Annotated in this window: 17 protein-coding genes; 8 read left to right on the top strand and 9 right to left on the bottom strand. The window is 68.2% G+C overall.

What is annotated here, in order from left to right; translation table 11 throughout:
• Window positions 1-79: 79 nt before the first annotated feature.
• A complete protein-coding gene (locus O5K31_RS06910; protein ID WP_269716571.1) occupies window positions 80-3,046 on the bottom strand; it encodes a peptidoglycan-binding protein in 2,967 nt (988 codons plus the stop codon).
• A 149-nt stretch (window positions 3,047-3,195) separates the two neighbouring features.
• Between O5K31_RS06910 and O5K31_RS06905 the strand changes: the two genes are divergently transcribed.
• Window positions 3,196-3,399: a hypothetical protein gene (locus tag O5K31_RS06905; protein WP_269716570.1), complete on the top strand. Its 204-nt coding sequence runs from the start codon at window positions 3,196-3,198 to the stop codon at window positions 3,397-3,399.
• Window positions 3,400-3,421: 22 nt separating this feature from the next.
• On the opposite strand, the gene O5K31_RS06900 is transcribed toward O5K31_RS06905, so the two are convergent.
• Window positions 3,422-3,562 (bottom strand): hypothetical protein, encoded by a 141-nt coding sequence (locus O5K31_RS06900; protein ID WP_269716569.1) that lies wholly within the window; start codon window positions 3,560-3,562, stop codon window positions 3,422-3,424.
• Between the two features lie 35 nt (window positions 3,563-3,597).
• Window positions 3,598-5,247 (bottom strand): bifunctional lysylphosphatidylglycerol flippase/synthetase MprF, encoded by a 1,650-nt coding sequence (locus O5K31_RS06895; protein WP_269716568.1) that lies wholly within the window; start codon window positions 5,245-5,247, stop codon window positions 3,598-3,600.
• Window positions 5,248-5,395: 148 nt separating this feature from the next.
• Here O5K31_RS06895 and O5K31_RS06890 point away from each other — a divergent pair, with 148 nt between their 5' ends.
• The 3 genes from O5K31_RS06890 to O5K31_RS06880 all read left to right on the top strand — a co-directional run bounded on the left by O5K31_RS06890 (window position 5,396) and on the right by O5K31_RS06880 (window position 8,784).
• Window positions 5,396-6,601 carry an acyl-CoA dehydrogenase family protein gene (locus tag O5K31_RS06890; RefSeq protein ID WP_269716567.1) on the top strand — a complete coding sequence of 402 codons (1,206 nt, stop codon included), beginning with the start codon at window positions 5,396-5,398 and terminating at the stop codon, window positions 6,599-6,601.
• 28 nt (window positions 6,602-6,629) lie between these two features.
• A complete protein-coding gene (locus O5K31_RS06885) occupies window positions 6,630-7,757 on the top strand; it encodes an acyl-CoA dehydrogenase family protein (RefSeq protein ID WP_269716566.1) in 1,128 nt (375 codons plus the stop codon).
• 97 nt (window positions 7,758-7,854) lie between these two features.
• A complete protein-coding gene (locus O5K31_RS06880; protein WP_269716565.1) occupies window positions 7,855-8,784 on the top strand; it encodes a CsgG/HfaB family protein in 930 nt (309 codons plus the stop codon).
• A gap of 52 nt (window positions 8,785-8,836) precedes the next feature.
• Here the strand turns inward: O5K31_RS06880 and O5K31_RS06875 are convergent, their stop codons facing one another.
• Entirely contained in the window at window positions 8,837-10,177 is a 1,341-nt protein-coding gene (locus O5K31_RS06875; protein WP_269716564.1) for an aminotransferase-like domain-containing protein, read from the bottom strand.
• Window positions 10,178-10,254: 77 nt separating this feature from the next.
• Between O5K31_RS06875 and O5K31_RS06870 the strand changes: the two genes are divergently transcribed.
• The 4 genes from O5K31_RS06870 to O5K31_RS06855 all read left to right on the top strand — a co-directional run bounded on the left by O5K31_RS06870 (window position 10,255) and on the right by O5K31_RS06855 (window position 13,288).
• Window positions 10,255-10,656 (top strand): DUF983 domain-containing protein, encoded by a 402-nt coding sequence (locus tag O5K31_RS06870; RefSeq protein ID WP_269716563.1) that lies wholly within the window; start codon window positions 10,255-10,257, stop codon window positions 10,654-10,656.
• 63 nt (window positions 10,657-10,719) lie between these two features.
• Window positions 10,720-11,220, top strand: a complete 501-nt coding sequence (locus O5K31_RS06865; protein ID WP_269716562.1) for a pyridoxamine 5'-phosphate oxidase family protein — start codon at window positions 10,720-10,722, stop codon at window positions 11,218-11,220.
• A gap of 1 nt (window position 11,221) precedes the next feature.
• On the top strand, window positions 11,222-12,277 hold the full coding sequence (locus O5K31_RS06860; protein WP_269716561.1) for an SDR family oxidoreductase: 1,056 nt from the start codon (window positions 11,222-11,224) through the stop codon (window positions 12,275-12,277).
• A gap of 315 nt (window positions 12,278-12,592) precedes the next feature.
• A complete protein-coding gene (locus O5K31_RS06855) occupies window positions 12,593-13,288 on the top strand; it encodes a Crp/Fnr family transcriptional regulator (RefSeq protein ID WP_269716560.1) in 696 nt (231 codons plus the stop codon).
• A 106-nt stretch (window positions 13,289-13,394) separates the two neighbouring features.
• Here O5K31_RS06855 and edd read toward each other — a convergent pair whose 3' ends face one another.
• The 5 genes from edd to O5K31_RS06830 form a co-directional block, all read right to left on the bottom strand.
• The gene (gene edd / locus O5K31_RS06850) at window positions 13,395-15,212 is read right to left on the bottom strand and encodes a phosphogluconate dehydratase (protein WP_269716559.1); all 1,818 of its coding nucleotides are present in this window, start codon (window positions 15,210-15,212) and stop codon (window positions 13,395-13,397) included.
• An 8-nt stretch (window positions 15,213-15,220) separates the two neighbouring features.
• Entirely contained in the window at window positions 15,221-15,916 is a 696-nt protein-coding gene (gene pgl / locus O5K31_RS06845; protein ID WP_269716558.1) for a 6-phosphogluconolactonase, read from the bottom strand.
• Entirely contained in the window at window positions 15,909-17,372 is a 1,464-nt protein-coding gene (zwf, locus tag O5K31_RS06840) for a glucose-6-phosphate dehydrogenase (protein ID WP_269716557.1), read from the bottom strand. Before zwf ends, pgl begins: the two co-directional genes overlap by 8 nt.
• A gap of 142 nt (window positions 17,373-17,514) precedes the next feature.
• Complete coding sequence (locus tag O5K31_RS06835) at window positions 17,515-18,489, bottom strand: acyltransferase family protein (protein WP_269716556.1); 975 nt, start codon at window positions 18,487-18,489, stop codon at window positions 17,515-17,517.
• Complete coding sequence (locus O5K31_RS06830) at window positions 18,486-19,118, bottom strand: LysE family translocator (RefSeq protein ID WP_269716555.1); 633 nt, start codon at window positions 19,116-19,118, stop codon at window positions 18,486-18,488. Before O5K31_RS06830 ends, O5K31_RS06835 begins: the two co-directional genes overlap by 4 nt.
• Between the last annotated feature and the right edge of the window lie 61 nt (window positions 19,119-19,179).

Genomic DNA, 19,179 nt, shown 5'->3' with positions numbered 1-19,179 from the left:
AACACGCCTTCCACACCGGCCGGTCGTACGGCCTTACGCCACCCCTGACGTCTTCAAGTCTTCGCCCGAAGGCGACGCATCACTGAGCGAAAGCCGCCAGTCGCGCAACCAGCTCGGCGTCGGCGCTGCCGGTCGTCGAAAGCCCCTGGTCGCGTTGATAGGCCGAAATCGCCAGGCGCAGGGCGGGCGAAGACACGCCGTCCTGCGGCCCTTGGTAATAGCCGAGGCGCGACAGGGCCTTCTGGGCCGTGATCAGGCTGTTGGCCGCGCCCGCGGCCGCCAGGTTGGTCGGGGCCGCGCCGCCCGCCGTGCGGAAACCGGCGGCCGAACGCTCGGCGGCGGTCTGCGCCTCGGCGCTCAGTTGCGGCTTGATGCGCACCGCGCTGGCGCGGGCCTCATCGTCCCCGGCCTTGCCGGCGATCAGATACCACTTGTAGGCCTCGGCGTTGTTCTGGGCGACGCCGAAGCCAGCCTCGTAGATGCGGCCAAGATTGTACTGGCTGTCCACCAGACCGAGGTCGGCGGCCTTGCGGAACCACTGGGCGGCGACGGCGGGGTTCTTCTGACCGCCCTGCCCCTCGAAGTAATAGAGGCCGAGATTGTGCATGGCCTTGCGGTCGCCACCCTGGGCGGCGCGTTCGGTCCAGCGGCGGGCCTCGGCGGGATTGGCCTTCAGGTTCGCCTCGCCGTTCTCGTACAGCTTGGCCAGATAGAACTGAGCGGCGGGATGGCCGGACTCGGCGATGTTGCGCAGGGGCGCGACGGCGGCGTTGTCGCCCGCTTCGATCCGGCGGACCGCGTCTTCGTAGGCGGCGGTCTGGTCGTCGGTGACGCTGGTGGGCGACAGAGACTGGGCCATGTTCGGCGTGACGATGGCGACGGCGGCGCGGGCGTTGTCCAGCGGCGTGCGCGGGGCGGTCTCGTCGCCCTTGGTCGCCGGCTTTTCGGCGCTCTGGCCGCTGAGGAACAGGCCGGTCGTGGCCAGGCCCAGCATGGCGACGCCGGCGCTGAAGAAGGCCACGGTCTGCATGGAGGAGCCGGCGCGACGGCCGCCCCGACGCGAACCCATCAGGCCCGAGAAGAAGGAACGCGAACCCGACGGCGTCAGGAATGGGCGGGCTTCCGAGGTCGGCTGAGCCGCGCGGGCGGCGGCGCGGGCCTGTTCCACCGCTTCACGGGTGGACAGGACGCGGACGGGCTCGGGATTAGCCTCGGGGCCAAGCAGGTAGTTCTGGCTGGTCCCGAACAGGTCGGGTCCGTCGGGCGCCTCGTCCGAGCCGTGCAGCGGAATGAAGCCGTCGGCGGCGTCGAAGTCCTCGTCGGTGAAGCCCAGGTCGTCCGGCGAGCGGGCGGCCAGGGGATCATCGTCGTATTCCACCGGATCGGCGGGCTCGAACAGCGAGTCCAGCTCCATCGGTTCGGCCTGCGGCTCCGGCCGGGGCGCGGGCGGCGGAGCCGGTTCCGGCGGGCGGGCGAAGGTCTGGCCGGTCAGGGGCGGACGGTGATCCTCGACCCCGACCTCGGAGAAGGAGAAGCGGCCTTCGGAGAACGAGGCGGCCCCCTCCTCAGGTTCTTCGGAGACGAAGGCGGTGGCGGATGAGGCGGGCTCGGGTTCGGCGGGCGCGGAGAACGGCGCCTCGACGACGGGATCGGCCAGGCGGCGACGGGCGCCTTCCAGTCCGGCGTCGACCTTTTCACGGGCTTCGTCCAGCAGGCGGGCGGTGCGTTCCTCGCTCTGGCGGATGCGCTCGGACAGTTCGCTGGTGACGCGCTCCTGACGCTCGGTCAGGCGCTCGCCCACGCGGGCGACCTGCTCGCCGACATCGTCGATGGCGCGGGCGTTGCGCTGCTCGGCGGTGGCGATGCGTTCGGACAGACGCTCGGTGATGCGGGCGATCTCGCCGCCTAGGCGTTCGAGGGCCTGGGCCTGGACCAGATCAGCGCGGGCCAGTTTGCCGTCGGTGGTCGCGGCGACGCGGGCGATCTCGGCGCCCATCTTCTCGACGGCGTCGGCGTTGCGGTCCTCGACCTCCTTGATGCGGGCGTTCATGGCGCCGGCGATGGAGAGGACTTCCTTGCCCATGCGCTCGAGGGCGCCGGTCGAGCGGCGCTCGGCGGCGTCCACGTGGGACTGCAGGGTATGGAAAGAGGCTTCCAGCGAGTTGAGTCGGCCGCCGGCCGACTTTTCCAGCTGGGCGGTCATTTCGACCCGCGCGGACTCCATGCGGCGCGAAAGGTCGGCGGCCAGGGCGCCGAGGCCCTCGCCGCCGATCCCGCCCCCGCCCTCGACCGCCTTGAGGCGTTCGTCGAGGGTGATGAAAGACGCACTGAGTTCGAGAAGGGCGTCGGAAGTCCGCGACTCGGCGGATTCCAACCGCTGGGATACGCGGGCGACCACGGCTTCGACCAGGGCGTCGGTATCGACCGCCTTGCCGCCGGAATCCTTGAGGGCTTCGAGGGCGGCCTTGGTGCGGGCCTCGCCCTCATAGACCTGGCCGGCCAGCTTGCCGATTGTGGCCTCAAGCGTCTTGATCGCCTCGGTCGAGGCGGCGTCGGCGCCGCCCTGCTCCATGCGGCGCAGGCGGTCGGCGGTCAGCTTCTGTTCGGTGGCTAGTTCGTCGATGGCGCCCTCGAAGCGGGCGGCGACGGCCACGGCGTCACGCTCGCCCGTGTCCAGGCGGGCGATGAGGTTGCGGACCGAATGGTCGATGCCGGTGACGGCGCGCGCCTGACGGGCCTCGGCGGCCTCGATGCGTTCGGACAGACGCTCCAGCGCCAGGGCGATGCGGCCGGCCTCGTCCACCGGATAGCCGGCGGGGTCGAAACGCGAGGTCGAGGATTCCCGCTGCGCGCGGGGATGGTCGAGGATGTTCTGGCCCGGACGGCCGCCATAGCCGCTGTCGCCGAGGTCGGGGCCGCCGTCCTCGATGATCATGCGATTGAGCCACTCGCCGAGCGTCATGCCGGAGCGGCGGGCGAGATCCTTTGCGATCTCGCGCGCTTTGGGGTCGATCCCCTTCACGCTCCACGGCGCCCCCGCGCTCATCGAATCGATCTCCCGGTACTCTTCACAGGGGACGCTAGCCAGCGACACCTAGTGTGTAAACGCGGAGTTAACGCTAAATCTGGGGTCGGACGTGAATGTCTGTGGACGAACGCTTGCATACCGGAACCGTCATGGGCAGGTGAGCGACCATGACCCTGACGACCACCATCGCCATCGCCGCGGGCTTTTTGACGGCCGCCGTATTCTGCGGCTGGCGCGGCGCGCAGCCGTCGAATCCGGCCAAGGGCCCGCGCATGATCCCCTGGCGTCCGTTGATGATGCTGTCGGCGGTGGGACTGCTGATGATGCTGGTCCACCTGGCCAACCTGATGGGCGTACAGACGGGGCGGTGAGCCTGCTCGCTGCGTCCGGGCCCTATATTCCGCTCACCCCGGCGAAGGCCGGGGCCCAGGTGAAGCCCTGCTGAGGCTCTGGATGAATCTGGGTCCCGGCCTTCGCCGGGATGAGCGGTTTAAAGCTGAGCCCAGTCTGCGCCCCCTCCACCATGCTGCGCATGGTCCCCCTCCGCCGCTTCGCAAGGGAGGAGAAGATCAGCCCTTCTTGTCCTTTGGCCGCTTGGCCAGTCCGGCGACGCCGCCGGAGGACAGCAGACCAATGTCGGCCAGCAGCAGGGGGATGACCCATTTGTGCGGGGCGGCGATGTAGCGCGGCCGCCAGAGGGGGTCGTACTTGTCCTTGTACCGGCGCACGCCGCGGAAATTGTAGATGTCCTCGCCCCGCTCGAAGAGCAGGTGGCCGACGCGGGACATGATCGGCGCCAGACGGCGATCCTCGAGACCAGCCAGGGGGGCGACGCCGAACTCGAAGCCGGCGTAACCCTGGGCGTGGCCCCACTGGAGGAGCTCCACGAACAGGAAGTCCATGATGTTGGGCGGCGCGCCGTCGGAATAGCGCATCAGGTCCATGGAGAAGGTGGACTTGTCGGGCGTGGTCCACAGGGTGGCGAAGGCGACGATCTGGTCGTCCACTCGCACCAGGGCCGTGGGAAATTCGGCGACGTAGCGGGGGTCGAAGCGACCCATGGAGAAGCTTTTCTCCCCGCCGGCATGCCGCCCGAGCCAGGCGTCGGAAACGCGCTGCAGGTCATCCATGACGGCGTTGGCGGCGCCGGCCTCGATCACCTCGAACCGGGCGCCGTTCTCGCCGGCCTTGCGCCAGTTGCGGCGCAGGACCTCGCGGCGGCGGCCCTGAAGCGAGAAGCCCTCCAGCTGGACCACGGCGCTTTCGCCGGTCTTCTGGATGGAGAAGCCCAGCTCGACCACGTCGGGCAGGTCCTCGGGGTCGAGGCCGTACAGGGCGGTGCGGGCGCCGTGAGCGTCAGCCAGTTCGCGGAAGCGCCACAGCAGGTCCATGCGCTCGTCCCGAACGCCCACGGGTCCGCCCATGGCGATCCAGGAGCGGCCACGCAAGCCGAACATCAGAAAGCTCTGACCCGAGGGCGAGAACAGGAAGCGCTTGTCGCCCAGCAGAGCGAGGTTGGATTCCGGCTCGGCGTTTTCGGCCGAGGCGAGGATGGAGCGGACCTTGGCGAAATCCTCGTCCGCGTCGCCGACGACCTTGGGCGTGGCGGTGGTGGCGAACAGGCGCCAGACCCCGATGGCCAGCAGCAGCACCGCCGCGCCGGCCGAGGAGCGCAGGGTGCGCATGTAATCCTCGTCCACCAGGGCCCGCCACCAGGGCTGGCTGCGGTAGTCGGCGTGCATGAAGGCCCAGCGGCCGATGAGCCATGCGCCCAGCAGCACCGCCACGGCGGAGAACATCCAGCCGGGCGTCAGCTCCATCTGCATCAGGCGCGACTTGCGGGGGAAGGCTGGATGCAGGGGCAGAAGCACGATGGCGAAGGCGCCGAGGAGAACCGCCTCCTCCCAGTTCAGACCCTTGAGCATGGCCAAGACGGTGGCGGTCGACAGCAGGCAGACCCCGGCCCACCAGGCCGCATCGATGCGCGCTCGCAGACCGAAAGCCAGCATCAGCAACAGCAGGCCGATCATCGAGGACAGGGTGTGGCTGGCCTCGACCAGCCATTGCGGGGCGACCCGCAGCAGGAAGACGAAGCGCTCGGGCGCGGATGGCGTGGCGCCGGAGGTGAGCAGCATGACGCCCGCCGCCGCCGCCAGGATGGAGGCCAGTGTCGGCGCGACCGCAAGCAGGGCCGCCCGAATCTCACGGATCGGAGTCATGTCCCTTGGGTACGCGGGGCGGGCCGCGGGCTCAACCGTTGCAATGCCGCAGGAGAGGTTCGCGAACAGGCGTTTGAATCAGCTTGCAAGACCGCCGAGCCCGGAGGCATGCTTGCGCCAACAAGAAGATCATCGAGGGAGGACGGTCATGGCCGATTTCGGCGGAACCGATCTGGAGGCCTTTCGGGCCGAGACGCGGGCGTGGCTGGCGGAGAACTATCCGGCCTCGCTGAACACGCCCATGGGTGAGGACGACGCCCCGTGGGGCGGGCGCCAGTTCGCCTGGAAGAACCCCGACGCCAAGCTGTGGCTGGACCGCATGGCGGCCAAGGGCTGGACCGCCCCCATGTGGCCCAAGGAATACGGCGGCGGCGGCCTTTCCAAGGAAGAGAACAAGGTGCTGGAGCAGGAGCTGCGGAATATCCGCGCCCGCCCCGCCCTGATGAGTTTCGGCCTGTGGATGCTGGGCCCGGTGCTGCTGGAATACGCCACCGAGGAACAGAAGCAGAAGTTCATCCCGCCGATCATCCGCGGCGAAATCCGCTGGTGCCAGGGCTATTCCGAGCCGGGCGCCGGGTCGGACCTGGCCGCCCTGCAGACCAAGTGCGAGGACAAGGGCGACCACTTCCTGATCAACGGCCAGAAGGTGTGGACCAGCTACGCCGACCAAGCCGACTGGATCTTCTGCCTGGTGCGGACGGACACGACCAAGAAGCACGAGGGGATCTCGTTCGTGCTGTTCGACATGACCACGCCAGGCGTCGAGGCGCGGCCGATCAAGCTGATCAGCGGCTCGTCCCCGTTCTGCGAGACCTTCTTCGACAATGTGAAGGTTCCCAAGGACCAGATGGTCGGCAAGCTGAACGGCGGTTGGGAGATCGCCAAGCGCCTGCTGCAGTACGAGCGCCAGAACATCTCGGCCTCGGGCTTTGGCGGCGGCGGCGGGCTGGACCTGGTGGAGGTCGCCAAGAAGGAGATCGGGGTCGACGAACAGGGCCGCCTGGATGACGGCGACCTGCGCGCCCGCATCGCCGCCCACCGCATGGACGCCCACGCCTTCATGCTGACCGTGCGTCGCGCAGAGGTGGAGTCCAAGGCCAGCAAGGGCCCCAGCGCCGCCGTGTCGATCATCAAGTACGCGGCCGCCAAGATGAACCAGGACCGCTACGAGCTGATGGTCGAGGCCATGGGCCTGCAGGGCCTGGGCTGGGAGGGCGAAGGCTTCGCCAAGGACGAGCTGGCGGTGACCCGCGGCTGGCTGCGCTCGAAGGGCAATTCGATCGAGGGCGGCACCAGCGAGGTGAACCTGAACGTGGTGGCCAAGCGGGTGCTCGGCCTGCTCGACCACCAATAGGCCCAAAGAAAACAAGGGAAACGACGCCATGGCCGTCCTAAACGAAGAACAGACCATGCTGCGCGACGCCGCGCGCGAATGGACCCAGGAAAACGCTCCGACCACCGCCCTGCGCAAGCTGCGCGACGGCAAGACCAAGGCGACCTTCGACGCCCCGACCTGGGCCGAGATGGGCCAGATGGGCTGGGCCGGGGTGATCGTGCCCGAAGAACACGGCGGCTCGGCCTTTGGCTATCTGAGCCTGGGACTGGTGCTAGAGGAGACGGGCCGGACGCTGGCCGCCTCGCCGCTGATCTCCACCGCCCTGACCGGGGCGTCGGCCCTGATGCTGGGCGGTTCGGACGCGCAGAAGGCCGAGTGGCTGCCCAAGATCGCGGCTGGCGAGATCGTCGCCACCCTGGCGGTGGACGAAGGCTCGCACCACGCGCCGGAAAAGATCGCCTTCGCGGCGCAGAAGAACGGCGGTGGCTGGGTCCTGAACGGGACCAAGACCTTCGTGCTGGACGGCGAGGCCGCCGACCTGCTGATCGTCGCCGCGCGCACCAGCGGCAAGGGGACGGACGGCCTGACCCTGTTCCTGGTGGACGGCGACGCGCCGGGCGTGACCCGCACCCACCTGTCGCTGGCCGACAGCCGTGGGGCGGCGAAGATCGCCTTCGAAAGCGTCGAGGTGGGCGCAGATGCGGTGCTGGGCGAGGTCGACAAGGGCTGGGCGGTGCTGGAGCCGACCCTGGATCGCGCCCGCGCCGGGCTGGCGGCCGAGATGCTGGGCACGGCGACCCAGGCGTTCGAGGTGACGCTGGAATATCTGAAGACCCGCACCCAGTTCGGCCAGGTGATCGGCGCCTTCCAGGCGCTGCAGCATCGGGCGGCCAAGATGTTCACCGACCTGGAGACCGCGCGCTCCTGCGTCGAGGCGGCGCTGGAGGCCATCGACGCCGGTCAGGATGTCCGGGCCACCGCGTCCCTGACCAAGGCGCGCGTCAACGAGATCCTGCATCTGGCTTCAATCGAGATGGTGCAGATGCATGGCGGCATCGGGATGACCGATGAGCATGACGCCGGCCTTTACATGAAAAGGGCGCGCGTCGCCGAGGCGTTGTTCGGCGGGACGACCTATCATCGCGACCGTTACGCACGGATCATGGGCTTTTAGTCGCAGATTACGAGCCTTTAACCGAACAGAGGTCTTCGCGATCTTGGCGTAGAAGCGCTGCTGCGCTAAAGGGCGGCCCATATCTGGGGAAGTACACATGCGAAAGATTCTGACCGCCGCCGTCGCGGCGACGGCCCTGCTGGGCCTGGCTCAACCCGCCGCCGCGCAATACGGCATGGACAAGAAGGCGCCGAAGAACACGGCGACGCCGGAACTGCCCAAGTGCGCCACGCCGCTGGGCACCGCCGCCATCCAGGAGCCGGAACGCCAGTGGTGGACCGAGCTGGGCCTGTCCAACCCGGAAGCCCTGCTGAAGCTGTTCGCCCTGCGCTCGGGCTGCCTGCGCATCGTCGATCGCAACGGCGGCATGGCCATGCGCCAGGGCGAGCGTGACCTGGGCGGCGAACTGCAGCGCGGCTCGAACCTGGGTCGTGGTCAGGTCCGCGCGGCCGACTACTTCATCGTGGCCGACATCGCCAATTCGAACGCCAACGCGGGCGGGATGAACCTGTCAGCGGTCAGCGGCTTCATGCCGGGGCCGGTCGGCTTCCTGGCCGGCAACCTGAAGACCAAGAAGGCCCAGGCGCACACCCTGATCACCCTGGTCGACGCCCGCACCACCGAGCAGCTCTACATCGCCGAAGGCACGGCCCAGAAGACCGACCTCAGCCTCGGCGGCGGCGGTTACGGCGGCGGCTTTGGCGGCGACATCGGCGGCTACGGCAATACCGAAATCGGCAAGGTCATCACGGCGGCCTACTTCAACGCCTATGTGGACCTGGTGAACTACATGCGCGCCCAGGCGCCGGGCCAGGCTTCGGCTGCCGCCCCTGCCGCGGGCCAAGCCGCCAAGGTCGCGCTCAGCCTGCGCGCCACGCCGGCCCCGACCGGCAAGGTCGTGGTCCCCGTGGACGCCGGCGACATCCTCTACCCCACCGGCCAGCGCAACGGCGTGTGGATGGAAGTGGACGACGAGAACGGCAACCGCGGCTGGGTCTCTTCGGCCCAGATCACCGCCCGCGACTAAGCGAGCCTGATCGCAGACGAATTGAGCCGCCCGGTCCGCCGGGCGGCTTTTTTCATGCGGTGATCTCGGCCAGGGCCTTGAGGCCGTGGATCAGGCTGGCGCGGCTGCCCGGCGCGCCGAGCGACAGGCGCAGGCCATTGGATGCGGGGCCGACCGCGAAGGTGTCGGCCGGCACCACCGCCAGCCCCTTGAGCCGCGCCGCCTCGGCCACCATCAGGCGGTTCAGCCGCGCGGAAAGGTCCAGCCAGACATGCAGGCTGTTATCGCCACCCACCGCGTCCGGCAGCAGGTCGGCGGCGATGGCGCGGCGAGCCGCGGCCTCGGTCCGCACGCCGGCCAGCAGGGCGTCGGCGACGCCTGTCTGCATCCAGCCGGTGAAGACGGCGGTCATGAGCGGCGCGGGCATCATGGTCACCGCGTGAGCGCCCTCAGCCACGACGCTCGCCATGGCGGCGTCGGGCGCGGCGACGAAGGCCGTGCGCAGACCCGGCGAAAGCGCCTTGGACAAGGTCGCCACGTGCCAGACCCGCTCCGGCGCAAAATGGGCGAGCGAGGGAAGCGGTTCGGCCGGCAGCCGGCCATAGGCGTCGTCCTCGATGACGATCAGGTCGAGGCGCCGGGCGATCCCCGCGATGGCTTCGCGGCGCGCCTCGCCCAGGGTGGCGGCGGTCGGGTTGTGAAGGGTCGGGGTCAGGTAGAGCGCCTTGGCGCCGCTGGCGCGGGCGGCGGCCTCCAGGGCGTCGGGGGTCATCCCCTCCCCGTCCGCCTGGGCGGATATGAGATTCAGGCCCAGCCGGGCGGCGACCGACAGCATGCCCGGATAGGTCAGGGCGTCGACCACCACCGCATCGCCGGGCTGAAGCTGGGTCTGGAGGATGGCATTGAGCGCGGTCTGGGCGCCCGCCGTGACCACGATGCGGGCGGGATCGACCGTGCCGAGCAGCGGCTCCAGCCACCGGGCGCCCGCCGCCCGTTCAGGGGCGGCCCCGCTGGGAGCGCGATAAGCCATGACGGCGGCCAGATCGCTGCGCTTGAGGATGCGCTGCAACTCGTCATCCAGAGCGGCCGCGAGCGATATCCCGAACGGCTGGGGCGGCAGGTTCATGGACAGATCGATGACGGAGCGGATCTCTTCCCCGGCCGTTGACCTGACGAAGGTGCCGCGGCCGACCTCGCCGGCCAGCAGACCGCGTTCGCGGGCGAGGCCGTAGGCGCGGGTGATGGTGGTGAAATCGACGCCCAGACGGGCGGCGAGGCTGCGCTGAGGCGGAAGGCGGTCTCCGGGCTGCAGGCGTCCAGCCAGGATCGCCGACCGGATGGCGTCGGCGACCCGCACATAGACCGGCCCGCCCTCGGGACGAAGTTCAGCGGCGATGGAGTCTTCCGCCGTCATTGCAAAGGCGATCTCTCATGCATACATTACAAAGCAATTATATGTATGTACCGCAGGATTGTAGGCGAGCCAAGACCATGTCGAACCCGAACGACGTCCATACGCCGCCGGCCCCCATCATCAGCGGCCTGCGCTGCAAGTGCCCACGCTGCGGCGAGGGCAAGCTGTACGACGGGTTTCTGAAGGTGGCGCCGGCGTGCGATGTCTGCGGCCTGAGCTACGCGTTCGCGGACCCCGCTGACGGCCCGGCCTTTTTCGTGATGACCGGGATCGGCTGCGCGATCATGGCCCTGTTCGCCTGGATTGAGATCGCCTACCACCCACCGATCTGGTTCCACTTCGTCTTCACCCTGCCCCTGTTCCTGGTCGGGTGCCTGGGCACGCTGAGGCCAGTGAAAGCGTGGCTGATCGCTTCGCAGTTCTATCACAAGGCCGAGGACGCCCGGTTCGAGAGCGTGGGCAAGCACGGCCCCTTCTAAGGCCAGGAACCGCACAGGCCGCCAGCGGTTCTTTCTGCACCCAAACTTTGCAGGAGAATCTCCATGTCCACCGACGTGAACGACAAGGCGGCCGTCGAAAAGCGCCTCTGGAAGGAGATCGACGACGCCCGTTTCGGCATGCTGGGGCTGTCCAATTCCGACCAGCACTTCCAGCCGATGACCGCCTATGGCGAACCCGAGACCGGCAAGATCTGGTTCTTCACCCTGAAGGACACGGACCTGGCGCGGGCCGTGGAGAACGGCAAGATGGCCATGTTCACCATCCAGTCCAAGGACGGTGATTTCCAGGCCTGCATAGGAGGCCAGTTGATCCAGCAGCATGATCGCGCGCGGATCGACAAGTACTGGAACCCGATCGTCGCCGCCTGGTATCCGGACGGCAAGGACGACGCGCGACTGACGCTGCTTTGCCTGGACGCCGAGGACGCCGCGATCTGGATTTCCAAGGGCGGCCCGGTGAAGTTCCTCTGGGAGGTGGCCAAGGCCAACGCCACCAAGACCCAGCCCGACATGGGCGGCCGCGCCAACATCGATCTGCACTGACATGGCTGCGCATCGGGGAAAGCTGAAGCTCAAGCCGCTTAGCGAACAGGTCATCGTCATCACCGGGGCGACCTCCGGCATCGGGCTCTCCACCGCCCGGGCCGCGGCCGCGCGCGGGGCCAAGCTGTTTCTGGTCGCACGCAATGAAGACGCGTTGAAGGATGTGAGCCAGGACCTGCGCGGCAAGGGCGCGGAGGTCGGCTGGTGCGTGGCGGACGTGGGCGACGCCGAGCAGATCAAGAAAGTCGCCAAACACGCCATCGACCGGTTCGGCGGCTTCGACACATGGGTGAACAACGCCGGGGTGTCGATCTTTGGCGACATCACGCGCGTTCCGCTGGAGGATCAGCGCCGGCTGTTCGACACCAACTACTGGGGCGTCGTGCATGGCTCGCTGACGGCGGTGGAGCACCTGCGAAACCGTGTCGGCGGCGGCGCGATCATCAATGTGGGCTCGGTCCTGGGCGACCTGGCGATCCCGACCCAGGGCGCCTATTCGGCATCCAAGCATGCGGTTCGGGGCTTCACCAACGCCCTGCGCATGGAGCTGATGGAGCAGAAGGCCCCCATCACGATCACCCAGATCAAGCCGAGCGCCATCGACACGCCCTATAAGGATCATGCCCGCAACTACACCGGGCACGCGGTGCGCAACCCCGCCCCGGTCTATGCGACCCCGCTGGTGGCGCAGGCCATTCTCTATGCGGCCGAGCATCCGGTGCGGGAGATGACGGTCGGCGGCGGCGGCCTGTTGCAGACCCTGGCCTGGACCGCCTGGCCGCACGCGGTGGAGCGCGCGCTGTCCCGGTTCGTGCCGCAGATGTCGGTGGACAAGTCTGGGCGTCCGGCTTCGAACGACGACAACCTGCACCATGCCGGGCATGACCTGCGCGAACGCAGCTACTATCCGGACGTTAGGGAGACCAGCCTGTTCTCGGCGGCACAGATGCGTCCCCTGGCTACGGCCGGGATCGCGGCGGCGGCCTTGGCCGGCATTGGCGCGGCCTACCACCTGGGGCGTCGCCGGAAGCAAAAGTTGCTTACCGATCCAGCTTAGTCGGCAAACGACGCACGACACCTTTCTAGATCAGGCAAGATACAGGGAGCTTCGGCTCCCTGTATATTTTGGGCCATTGAAATCCAGCGCGACGTCCTGGACACTGAATATTGCGCAGGCGCCGCGAGCAACCAATACTTGCTGAAAATATAGATTTCGCCTCGGCCAGACATACACAGGCAGTCTTTTTCTCAGGCTGCGATCTGCATTGTGTCGGCTACCTGACGGCGCCGGATTTTCCGAACCTATAGCTTGCAACCCTCGCCGTGGGGTCGCGTTCTGATTCCTGGCAAAGCTCAAGGAAACCGCCGTCCGGTGAAGAACAGATTTCTAGCATCCCTACCCCCGGACGACTACAGCCTGGTATCCGCCAACCTCACTCAGGTCGAGTTCGAGAAAGGCCGCTTGCTCTATGATCCGGGCGAACGGGTAGACACCGTCTATTTTCCTCACGACTGCGTCATTTCCTTGATGACGCTTATGGAGAATGGCGCGGCCATCGAATCCTCGACTATCGGTCGCGAAGGCGGCCTGGGCCTCGGCACCGCGTTCACCCCGCGCATTTCCCTGTCGCGCGCCATCGTCCAGGTGCCGGGCTCGGCGGCGCGGATCAGCGCCTCGCAGTTCCAGGACATCGTCAGGCGAAGCCCCACGCTGCAGACCCTGATCCACAAGCATTCGGACGCCCTGTTCGGTCACGCCATACAGTCGGTGGCCTGTAACGCCCTGCATTCGGTCGAGGCGCGGTTCTGCCGCTGGCTGCTGACGTGCCACGACCGGATCGACGTCGACACTGTCAGCCTGACCCAGGAATTCCTGGCCGACATGCTGGGCGTGCAGCGCACGACGGTCACCGCGGTGGCCGGCGCTCTGCAGGCCAAGGGCCTGATCCGCTATCGGCGGGGCGTGGTCGACATCCTCGACCGCCAGGGCCTGGAGGCCATGACCTGCGAATGTTACGGCGCGGCGCGGCGTTTGTACGAGAAACTGCTGCCGATCTCGTTCGAGTAGCTCTCACATCGTCTTCGCCCGACTTGTTCGGGCGATCCATGCCTGTGCCTAGCGGCGCCGCTACGGCATGGATGCCCCGGACAAGCCGGGGCAAGACGCTAAGGAGCTAGCGGTAAAAGACGCTGGCGCCCTGGTCGGCGGGGCCGGCGCCGCGGCGCATCCAGGCGAACAGCTCCCGGCCAAAGCCGTGCTGATCGGCCGGCTTCACCGCCGCCGGGCGGGCGCGCAGCACCGCCTCGTCCACCAGGATGTCGAGGACGCCATTGTCGGCGTCCAGCCGCACCATGTCCCCGTCCTGCACATAGGCCAGGGGGCCGCCATGGGCGGCTTCGGGGGTCACGTGGATGGCGGCGGGCGTCTTGCCGGACGCGCCGGACATGCGGCCGTCGGTGACTAGGGCCACCTTGAACCCACGATCCAGCAGGACGCCCAGGGCCGGCGACAGGCTGTGCAACTCGGGCATGCCGTTGGCGGCCGGGCCCTGGAAGCGGACCACGGCGATGAAGTCGCGATCCAGCTCGCCGCGCTTGAAGGCCGACAGGAAGTCTTCCTGGGTCTCGAACACGGCGGCGGGCGCGGTGACGGTGCGATGTTCGGGCTTAACGGCGCTGGTCTTGATCACGCCGCGACCGAGCTTGCCCTTCAGCAGGCGCAGGCCGCCCTCGTGCTGGAAGGGATCGCTGACAGGTCGCAGGATTTCGGGATCGAGGGTCTCTTGCGCCCCCTCCTTCCAGACCAGGGTCTCGCCATCGAGGTGCGGCTCATGGGTCAGGCGCGACAGGCCGTGGCCGGCGACGGTCAGCACGTCCTCATGGGCCAGGCCGGCCTTCAGCAGCTCGCGGGTGACGAAGGCCATGCCGCCGGCGGCGTGGAACTGGTTCACGTCGGCCGAGCCGTTGGGATAGACGCGGGCCAGCAGGGGCACGACCTGGGACAGCTCGTCCATGTCCTCCAGCTCCAGCTGGATGCCGGCGGCGCGGGCCATGGCCGGCAGGTGCAGGGCGTGGTTGGTCGAGCCGCCGGTGGCCATCAGGCCGACGACGCCGTTGACCACGGCCTTTTCGTCGATGACCCGGCCGCTGGGCGTGAAGTCATTACCCTTGCCGGTGATGGCGGCGGCGCGGTGGGCGGCGGCGCGCACCAGGGCGTCGCGCAGGGGCGTGTTGGGATGCACGAAGGCGCTGCCCGGCAGGTGCAGGCCCATCAACTCCATCAGCATCTGGTTGGAGTTGGCCGTGCCATAGAAGGTGCAGGTGCCGGGGCCGTGGTAGCTGGCGCTTTCGGCGGCCAGCAGTTCGTCGCGGCCGACCTTGCCCTCGGCGTAGAGGGCGCGGACACGGGCCTTCTCGCTGTTGGGCAGGCCAGAGGTCATGGGACCGGCGGGCACGAAGATCGCCGGCAGGTGGCCGAAGGTCAGGACCCCCATCACCAGGCCCGGTACGATCTTGTCGCAGACGCCCAGCGCCAGGGTCGCGTCGAAGGCGTCGTGAGTCAGGGCCACGGCGGTGGCCATGGCGATCACCTCGCGCGAGAACAGCGACAGCTCCATGCCCGGACGGCCCTGGGTGACGCCGTCGCACATGGCGGGAACGCCGCCGGCGAACTGGGCGGTGGCGCCCACTTCGCGGGCCGCGGCCTTGATGATGTCGGGATAGCGCTTCAACGGCTGGTGGGCCGAGAGCATGTCGTTATAGGCGGACACGATGCCCAGGTTGGGCGCGTTCATGTCCATGACGCGCAGCTTGTCCTGAACCTCTTCGGCGGCGAAGGCGTGGGCCCAGTTGGCGCAGGACAGCTTGGCGCGGCCGGGGCCGGAAGCCGCCGCGGCGTCCACCTGCGCCAGATAGGCGGTGCGGGTTGGGCGGCTGCGCTCGACGATGCGGGCGGTGACTTCGGCGACGGTCTTGTTCAGGGGAGCGGACATCGGGTTCCTCACGCGGCCCAGAGGACGCGGACAGGGGCTTTGGTCTGGGCGAATACAGCGCCGATCGGATAACGCGCGGGATCGTCGAGGGCCGCCTCGACCACCGCCTTCTTGGCCGCGCCAGTGACCAGCAGGACCAAACTACGGCTCTGGGCCAGGGCGGCCAGGGTGAAGGTCAGGCGCGTCTGGGGCGGGGCTGGCTCGCCGGCCGGGGCGGCGATCACCACCTTGCGCGACGACAGGTCCAGCCCCTCCTCCAGGGCCGGGTTGTCCGGGAATAGGGAGGCGAAATGCCCGTCCTCGCCCATGCCCAGCAGGACCGCGTCCAGGGGCAGAAGCTTGGCGTGGGTCTTGGACGCCACGGCGGCGGCCTCGCTGGGCGCGCCGTCGGAATACATGGGCGTGAAGCGGGCCTTGGCGGCCTGGTCCTTCAGCAGATGCTCGCGCAGCAGCTTTTCATTGCTGTCGGGGGCGGTGTTGGGAACGAAGCGTTCGTCCACGAGGGCGGCGGTCACCTGATCCCAGGCCAGCGGCATGGCCGAGAGGCGCTCATAGACGGGCGCCGGGGTGGAGCCCCCCGCCCCGGCCAGGCTGGCGTAGCCCTTGGTCCGCAAGCCGGCGCGCAACGCTTCGGCCACCGCCTCGGCGGCGGCGTCATAGGCCGCGTCGCGGCTGTCGAAGGTCTCGATGACGACCTTACTCATTCCAGGCCCGGCCCTTCGGCGCGATCAGGGCGGCGGCCGACTTCGGCCCCCACGCCCCGGCGGGATAGTTTTCGGGCTGGACCTTGGCGGCGGCCCAGGCGTCGGCGACGCCGTCCACATAGGCCCAGGCCTGCTCTACCTCGTCACGGCGGACGAACAGGGTGCGGTCGCCCTTGAACACGTCCAGCAGCAGCCGCTCATAGGCGATGCGACGGCGGCCCCCGAAAGCGGCGGCCAGGCTGAGCGACAGCGGCAGGGCCTGCAGACGCATGCCCTCGGCGTCGAGGCCGGGCTGCTTGTTCATCATCAGCAGCTTGATGTCTTCATCGGGCTGCAGATCCATGACCAGACGGTTGGACACCAGGTCGTCGCGCCCCGCTCCGTCGAAGATCGAGTGCGGCACGCGCTTGAACTGGATGACGATCTGGGTGCGCCGCTCGGGCAGGCGCTTGCCGGTGCGCAGGAAGAACGGCACGCCAGCCCAGCGCCAGTTGTCGACATAGGTCTTCAGGGCCACGAAGGTCTCGGTGTCGGTCTTCTTGCCGACCTCCTCCAGATAGCCGGTCACCTCGGCGCCCTCGACCACGCCGTTGACGTACTGGCCGCGCACCGAATGGGCGGCGGCGCTCTCGGCCGTGAACGGACGCAAGGACCGCAGGACCTTCACCTTCTCCGAGCGGACGGAGTCGGGGTCCAGGCCCGACGGCGGCTCCATGGCCACCAGGCACAGCAGCTGCAGCATGTGGTTCTGCAGCATGTCGCGCAGGGCGCCGTACTCGTCGTAATAGGGCCAGCGCTCGCCCACCCCTTCGGTCTCGGCGACCGTGATCTGGACGTGGTCGATGGTCTGGGCGTTCCACAGCGGCTCGAACAGCACGTTGGCGAAGCGTAGGGCCATCAGGTTCTGGACGGTCTCCTTGCCCAGATAGTGGTCGATGCGGAAGATCTGGCGCTCGGTGACGACATTGCCCACCGCCTCGTTGATCTGCTGCGAGGTCTCGAAATCGCGGCCGATGGGCTTTTCCAGCACCAGGCGCGTGTTCTCGTGGGTCAGGCCGGCGCCTTGCAGGGCCGCGCACACGGGCGCGTAAAGGCTGGGCGAAAGGGCGAAGAAGATGGTCAGCTGGCCGTGCTCGCCGATCTTCTCGGCCAGGGCCTTGGCCCCTTCCGGCTTGGTCAGGTCGCCGGCCACATAGTCCAGCCGCTCGACCAGACGCTGCCAGGCGGCGTCATCCTTGCCGCCGCGCTTGAGCAGGTTTTCGCGAACCAGCTTCAGATAGCCGTCGCGATCGAGCTCGTGCCGGGCGACGCCGAAAATGCGCAGACCTTCGGGAAGGAGGCGGTCGGCCTCCAGAAAATAGAGCGAGGGCAGCAGCATGCGCAGGGCGAGATCTCCGCCTCCGCCCAGCAGCACCAAGACTTCTCCGCCCGTTTCCGTCTTCCCCGTCGGCGCCATGCGCTCTTCCTTCTTATGACAACGCTGTCATCGCCTACATACGCAATTGGCGGGCGCATTGCGAGCCCGCCGCCCTGTCGGCGGCGCGGATAGTTACGGCCTAAGGCTTAAGACGGCCATAGGACCATTTCTGTTTTAGCGGTCAGGTTTTCGCGAGCTTGCGAGACAGCCTGATGAGCGGGCGTTCGAGCCATAGATGGCACAACCATCCGGCGCCGGCCGCGACCAGCAGCATGGCGGGAATGAACAGCCACGGCAGGCCGGGCCAGATCGCCTTGGCGACCAGGGGCGCGATCAGGATGTGGCTGAGATAGATCGAATAGGACGCGTCGCCGAGCTTCTGGAGGATTTGTGGGCGGAACAGGCGCGAGCCCTCCAGCCCCAGCGCCCCGGCCACGATCATCAAGGCGGGGACGCCCCAGGTGATCGGCCGCCAGTTGCCGGGAACGAACACAGCGAAATGTTGCCAGGCCAACAGGGCGAAAGCGGCGGCGATGAGAGCGATGCTGGCCCCCTGCCCCGGCAGGCCGCCGGCTCGCCACAGGCGCGCCAGGGCCATGCCGGCGACGAATTCCAACAGCATCGGATTGGCCAGGACCAGATAGGCCGGCGGGAACGCCGCCCCTAAGACGCACACCACAGCCAGCGTCGTGGCCACGAACTTCAGCCGCGTGTTCGGCGCGACCGCCAGGGCCACGGCGAAGGTCAGATAGAACAGCGCCTCGTAATGCAGGCTCCAGCCGGGCGGGATCAGCGGGAACGGCCAGCCGTCCGGATCCAGGTGCGGAATGAAGGCCAGGGATAGGCCCAGATGCCCCCAGTCCGGAATGATCCGGGGAATCGCGCCCCGCCAAAAGTAGGCGATGGCGAAGGCGAAGAGGGTCAGCGTCCAGTAGAGCGGAACGACCCGGGTGGCGCGCCGCAGGATGAAGGGGGCGGGCTCAAGCCGTCGTTCCGCCGCCATGGCCTCCATGATGAAGCCGCTGATGACGAAGAAGACGTCGACCCCCGCCGCGCCGATCTCAAAATCCAGCCGGCTCCATTGCGCCGCGTGGAAGGCGGCCACGGAAAGAGCCGCCAGCCCTCGCAGGGCCTGGATGGAGCGAAGGGTCTTCACCGGGCGCGATCGAGCGCCAGACGCAGGCCGAACGCGATAAACACGCCGCCCGTCAGCCGGTCGAGCGCGCCGACCACCTTGGGCTTGCGCAGCGCCGCCGCCAGAGGGCGCGTCGCCATGATCAATACGGCGAACCACAGCAGGCTGAGAAGAACGTGGATCACGGCCAGTCCGAACATGAACGGTCCCGCCGCCACGCCGTCGGGCGTGAACTGCGGCAGCAGCGAAACGTAGAAGACGCCGATCTTGGGATTCAGCAGGTTGGTCAGCAGGCCCCGCCGCATCCAGGCGAAGTCGTCGCCACTGGCGCCGCCCCCTGGGGCCGAAAGGTCGAAACTCTGGCGCGGCTTCAGGATCAGCTTGAGGCCAAGCCACAGCAGATAGGCCGCTCCGGCCCACTTCAAAGCCGTGAAGGCCGTCTGCGACGCCGTCAGCAGCGCGCCTAGCCCCGTCGCCACCGCCGCGCCCCAGACCAGGCAGCCGATGTTGATCCCCAGGCCAGCCAGCGCCGCGCGACGCGGCCCCTCCGCCGCCGCCGTGCGCAGGACCATGGCGGTGTCGAGGCCCGGCGTCACGGTCAGCAAGGCCGCCGCGGCGGTGAAGGCGAGCAGGGACTGGACGACGGTCATGGCGACGCTCCGTAAGCGGCTGTTCTATCAACGCCGCCGGGATTCCGCATCCCGATGAGTG

Origin of the sequence: Caulobacter sp. NIBR2454, from assembly GCF_027474405.1 — a bacterium.
Lineage (GTDB): Bacteria > Pseudomonadota > Alphaproteobacteria > Caulobacterales > Caulobacteraceae > Caulobacter.
This window is presented reverse-complemented; position numbering and strand designations above follow the sequence as displayed.